The sequence below is a fragment of the Mesorhizobium sp. M2C.T.Ca.TU.002.02.1.1 genome (assembly GCF_003997225.1).
The window spans coordinates 1-4,739 of record NZ_RZTO01000495.1; the positions used below are offsets into that span (position 1 = coordinate 1).

A 4,739-nucleotide genomic window follows, 5' to 3' on the forward strand; every position below is an offset into this window, starting at 1 on the left:
GCTTCACATCGATCGACACCGGAAGGCTGGATGAGCCGCCTTGCGACGGCTGCTGGCTCGGCTGCGGCAGCCGCGCCAGCTCGATGCGTTCGGCGGCGAAGCGGTCGGCATTGAAATTCCGGGAGAGCAGCGCCGTCGGCGACCAGTCGAGCGCCACTTTGCGCGCCACCATCCACGGGCCGGCGCGGTCTTCCAAAACGACATGATCGACCCTGAGCGCGCCCGACCAGATGCCTTCGATGCCGGCGACCGTGACCTTGCGATCCTCGTTCGAAGCCAGCTTCGAAATCAGGCTTGCAAGATTCTGGCGGCCGCCTTCGGTGCCGGTCAGGACGACCAGCGCGCCGACCGCCACCACCAGCAGGATGAGCAGCGTGTAGAGGCAGATGCGGAGGATGCGCCAGAAAATCTTCATCGTCAGAACGCCTGGCCGATGCCGGCATAGATGCCGAAACGCGGATCGCCCGGATCGCGGTTGAGCGGCACGGCGGCGTCGATGCGCAGCGGTCCGAACGGCGTGATGTAGCGCAGGCCGACGCCGGCGCCGACCTTCACATCCGAGAAATCGGGGAAGGACTTGGTCGAGACCGTCCCGGCATCGACGAAAGGCACGATGCCGATCGTGTCGGTGACGCCGATGCGCATCTCGACGGAGGTTTCGAAGAAGGAGAGACCGCCGATCGGCTGTCCGTCGATGTCCTTCGGGCCGATGCCCTGGTAGGAATAGCCGCGCACCGAACCGCCGCCGCCCGAATAGAATCGCCGATCCGCGGGCACGTTCTGCAGGCCGGTGCCGACGATCGAGCCGAGCGTTGCGCGTTCGGCGAGCACGAACCGGCTCGCCGTGTCGAGCGACTGGTAGGTGTAGCCCTCGCCCTTCAGCTTCAGGAAGGTCGCGCCGTTCAATATGTCATAGCTCGGCTCGGCATAGGCGAGGAAGCGGAAACCCCTGGTCGGGTTCAGCTTGTCGTCGCGATTGTCATAGACATATTGCAGCGGCACGCTGGCGATCAGGTAGGTATGCTTGCCGAAAGCGTCCGTGATCCGCGAATAATCGAGGTCGAATTCGGCCGAGACCCGCTGCTGCTTGTCGAGGTCGTAGGAAACGCCGACGTCCCCCTTGACCGAGAAATGGTCATACGCATCGGGGTGTTCGAACACCGTCTTTACGCCGGTGAAGAACTTTGAGGTCGGCCCGAGCACGCCCGGCTTCTCGAACATGACGCCGGCATTGTAGTTGAGCGCCGAAAGGCTGTTGCTGCCGATGCCGCTGATGGAGCCGTCGATGCGCAGCTTCTCGGCCTGGCCGAACAGGTTGCGGTGGCCCCAATAGCCTTCGAGCCCCAGGCCTTCCGTGTTCGAGAAGGTGCCGCCGACGCCGAAGAAGCGCGGCTTGCGCTCGCTGACCTGGACGCCGATCGGAATGTTGCCGTTGGCGTCGAGGCTGTCGCCTTCCTTGATGGTCACGCTGTTGAAGACCTCGAGGCCGAGCAGCCGGTCCCGGGCATCGTCGATCTCTTGAGGTGAATATTGCTGGCCCCGCTTCAGCCCGGTCATGTATTCGGTGAAGTCGCGATCGACCTTTTCCGTGCCCTCGACCGTCGTGTCGCCATAGCCCGCGACCGGGCCGGCGGCCACCGTCAGCGTCACGTCCAGCGTCGAGCTGGCATGCTCGGCGACGATCTCGCGGTCGGTTACCTTGGCAAGCGGCCTGCCCTCTTCCTTCAGCGCCCGCACGATCAGCGCTTCGGCCTTGAGCACCGCGCCGGAGCCGGCATCGCCGCCGGCGATCAGGCCGAAGTCGGCTGCCGCCAATCCCGCCGCATCGCCCTTCAGCCGGATGTTGCCAAGCGTGAATTTCGCCCCGGGAGCAACCGTGACGACCACCGGAACGGGCTGCGGCCCCTTGAACTCGGCATCCGGCGGCAACTCGTCGATCGACTTGCCGTCGATCGTTATGCTGACCACGCCCTCGTAGCGGGCATCGGCGTAGAGGGCTGCGACCAATTGTTCGCGGTCCGCGCGCGCCTTGGCCATCAGGCCGAGCGATCCGGACACCGGATGGTCCTCGTCGTTTTTCAGCGCCGAGGCGTTTTCAAGCGTCTTGACCAGATCCTTGTCCGCGTCAGGTGCATTGATCGTCACCGAATAGCGCAGCGGATCGACAATGTCGGCATCCTCGTCCTTGGACGAGCCCCAGAGCTTGATGCCGAAAATCTCGAAAGCCGCCGCCTGCCGTATTTCGCCGGCCAGCACGGTCGAGCAGACGAGCGCAAAAAGCAGGGCGCGCGGAAGCCCGCGCCCTGGCGCGAACCCTCCTGACATCTGCGTTTCATGCGCCGGCATTAAGACAACCTAGTCGACAAAACTAAAATTGGAATGAAGTTCCGCAACGTTCGTAAAGGGGCCACAATCCAATTGTCTGAAATAGACCGGGCTTGGAATTCACACCTTTTGCGATTCCGCAAGAAAGTGTGATCTGTCTCACAGAGGTTCTGTCGAAATACCGGCCTTTGGCCGGCATGGAAACCGTTCGCGGGTGATTAACCTGTGGCGCTCCGGCGTTGACAAGCCTGCACGAAGCTTGATCATGCCCGGACGCTGGCGATGTCTGGAGGGTGGTATGGCAATGCGCGCGGCTCGTGGTCTCTCTTTCCTTCTTCTCATCTTTTTCGCCCTGGGCGGGGCGGCTCTTGCGGCCGAAGCCCGGCGAATCGTGACGACCGACAATTCCGACTATTTCGGTTTCGACCTCAGGTCGGAGCAGAATGTCAGCCTCGACCAGTGCAAGACAAACTGTCTCGGCGATTCTGCCTGCCGCGCCTTCACCTACAACACCAAGGCCAAATGGTGTTTTCTCAAATCCGACTATAACCAGTTGAAATCCTTCACTGGCGCTGTCGCCGGCAAGGTCGCCAATGTCGACGGTGATCCCGATATCGGCGCCCCGCCGGCGCTGGCCTTCTTCCCGAACTGGATGGCCGACCAGGCTCAGCAGTTCCGCAACAAGCTGACCGATCCGGCCTATGACAAGCCGACCGAGGGCCTTGCTGCCCTGCAGGCCGCCGCCGAGCAGGCCTCGCTTACCGGCGATCACCGGCTTGCCATGCAGAAATACGAGGCCGCGATCTCCGTTCTGCCGGACGATGGCGCGCTCTGGCTGGCGCTGGCGCGCGAGATACTCGCCGTGGAGCCGGCGTCGAACACCACCGAACCCGCGACGTTCCCGATGAACGCCACCTCGGCGGCCTTCAACGCCTACAAGCTGGTGCGCACGGCAAAGACCCGCGCCGAAGCGCTGGCGCTGCTTGCCGCTGGTCTCGACAAGCGCGATCTCTATCGGCCCTCGCTGCAGGCCTATGAGGCAAGCCTTGCGCTGGTGAGCTCGCCGGCCGTCCAGGCCGATTACGCCGACCTCAAGGCGCGCAAGGGTTTCCGCGTCGTCGAGCACACCGTCGATGCCGATTCGTCTTCGCCGCGCATCTGCGCCCAGTTTTCCGAGGAACTGGTCAAGACCGGAGTCGATTATTCGCAATTTGTGACCGTCGACAACGCCGCGCCCAAGGCCGTCGAGGCCAAGGACAAGCAGATTTGCGTCGAGGGCCTGGAGCACGGCCAGCATTATGACGTGACCTTCCGCGCCGGCCTGCCGGCGGCGATCGGCGAAACGATCGCCGCGCCCGTCGTGCTGTCGATCTACGTCCAGGACCGCGCGCCGTCCGCCCGCTTCACCGGCGACAGCTTCGTGCTGCCGGCCGGCGCCCGCCGCGGCATTCCGGTCGTCACCGTCAACATGAACGCCGCCAAGATGACGCTCTACCGCATCGGCGATCGTTCGCTGGCGCAGCTTCTGTCCGGCTATCAGTTCCTGCATCAGCTCGATGGCTATGACATTTCCACCATTTCGGACCAGATGGGCGCGCCTGTCTGGTCCGGCACGCTCGATATCGCCAATGATCTCAATAAGGAGGTTACCACTTCGTTCCCGGTGGACGAGGCGATCCCGCAGCGCAAGCCCGGCGTCTATGTGCTGACCGCGCAGTCGGTCGACGACAAGAGCGACGATTACAATTCACGCGCCACGCAGTGGTTCGTCGTCTCCGACATCGGCCTTTCCACCTATACCGGCCAGGACGGCCTCAACGTCTTTGCCCGTTCGCTGGGCTCGGCCAAGCCGATTTCCGGCGCCGAACTGACGCTGCTTGCCAAGAACAACGAGATTCTCGGCACCGCGACCACCGACGCCGAGGGCCGCGCCGTCTTCAATCCGGGCCTCACCCGCGGCGAAAACGGCATGGTGCCGGCCGTGCTGATGGCCAAGCAGGGCGACAACGACTTCGTCTTCCTCGACATGGGCAAGGCCGGCTTCGACCTGTCGGATCGTGGCGTCGAGGGCCGAGCCTCGCCGGGTGCGCTCGACGTCTATGCCTGGACGGAGCGCGGCATCTACCGCGCCGGCGAGGACGTTCACGTCGCGGCCCTTGCCCGCGACGGCGCCGCCAAGGCGGTCGAAAACCTGCCGCTCACCTTCATCTTCACCCGTCCCGACGGCGTCGAGAGCCGCCGCATCGTCAGCAATGGCGAGTCCGCCGGCGGCCACGCCGTCGACCTGCCGCTCGAAGCCAACGCCATGCGCGGTACCTGGACGGTGTCGATCTATACCGATCCCAAGCAGGCGGCCGTTGCCAGCCAGATGTTCCTGGTCGAGGCTTTCGTGCCGGATCGCATCGAATTCGACC

Annotated in this window: 3 protein-coding genes; 1 reads left to right on the forward strand and 2 read right to left on the reverse strand. The window is 63.9% G+C overall.

All coding sequences use genetic code 11. The features are described 5' to 3' along the window. Together EOD07_RS23205 and EOD07_RS23210 are read right to left on the reverse strand one after the other, a co-directional pair. A partial coding sequence (locus EOD07_RS23205) for a hypothetical protein (RefSeq protein ID WP_164772451.1) occupies positions 1-415 on the reverse strand: 415 nt, incomplete at its 3' end. A 2-nt stretch (positions 416-417) separates the two neighbouring features. Continuing rightward, on the reverse strand, positions 418-2,346 hold the full coding sequence (locus EOD07_RS23210) for an autotransporter assembly complex family protein (protein ID WP_127237118.1): 1,929 nt from the start codon (positions 2,344-2,346) through the stop codon (positions 418-420). A 277-nt stretch (positions 2,347-2,623) separates the two neighbouring features. Between EOD07_RS23210 and EOD07_RS23215 the strand changes: the two genes are divergently transcribed. Then, on the forward strand, positions 2,624-4,739 hold a 2,116-nt coding region (locus EOD07_RS23215; protein ID WP_245470420.1), incomplete at its 3' end, for an MG2 domain-containing protein.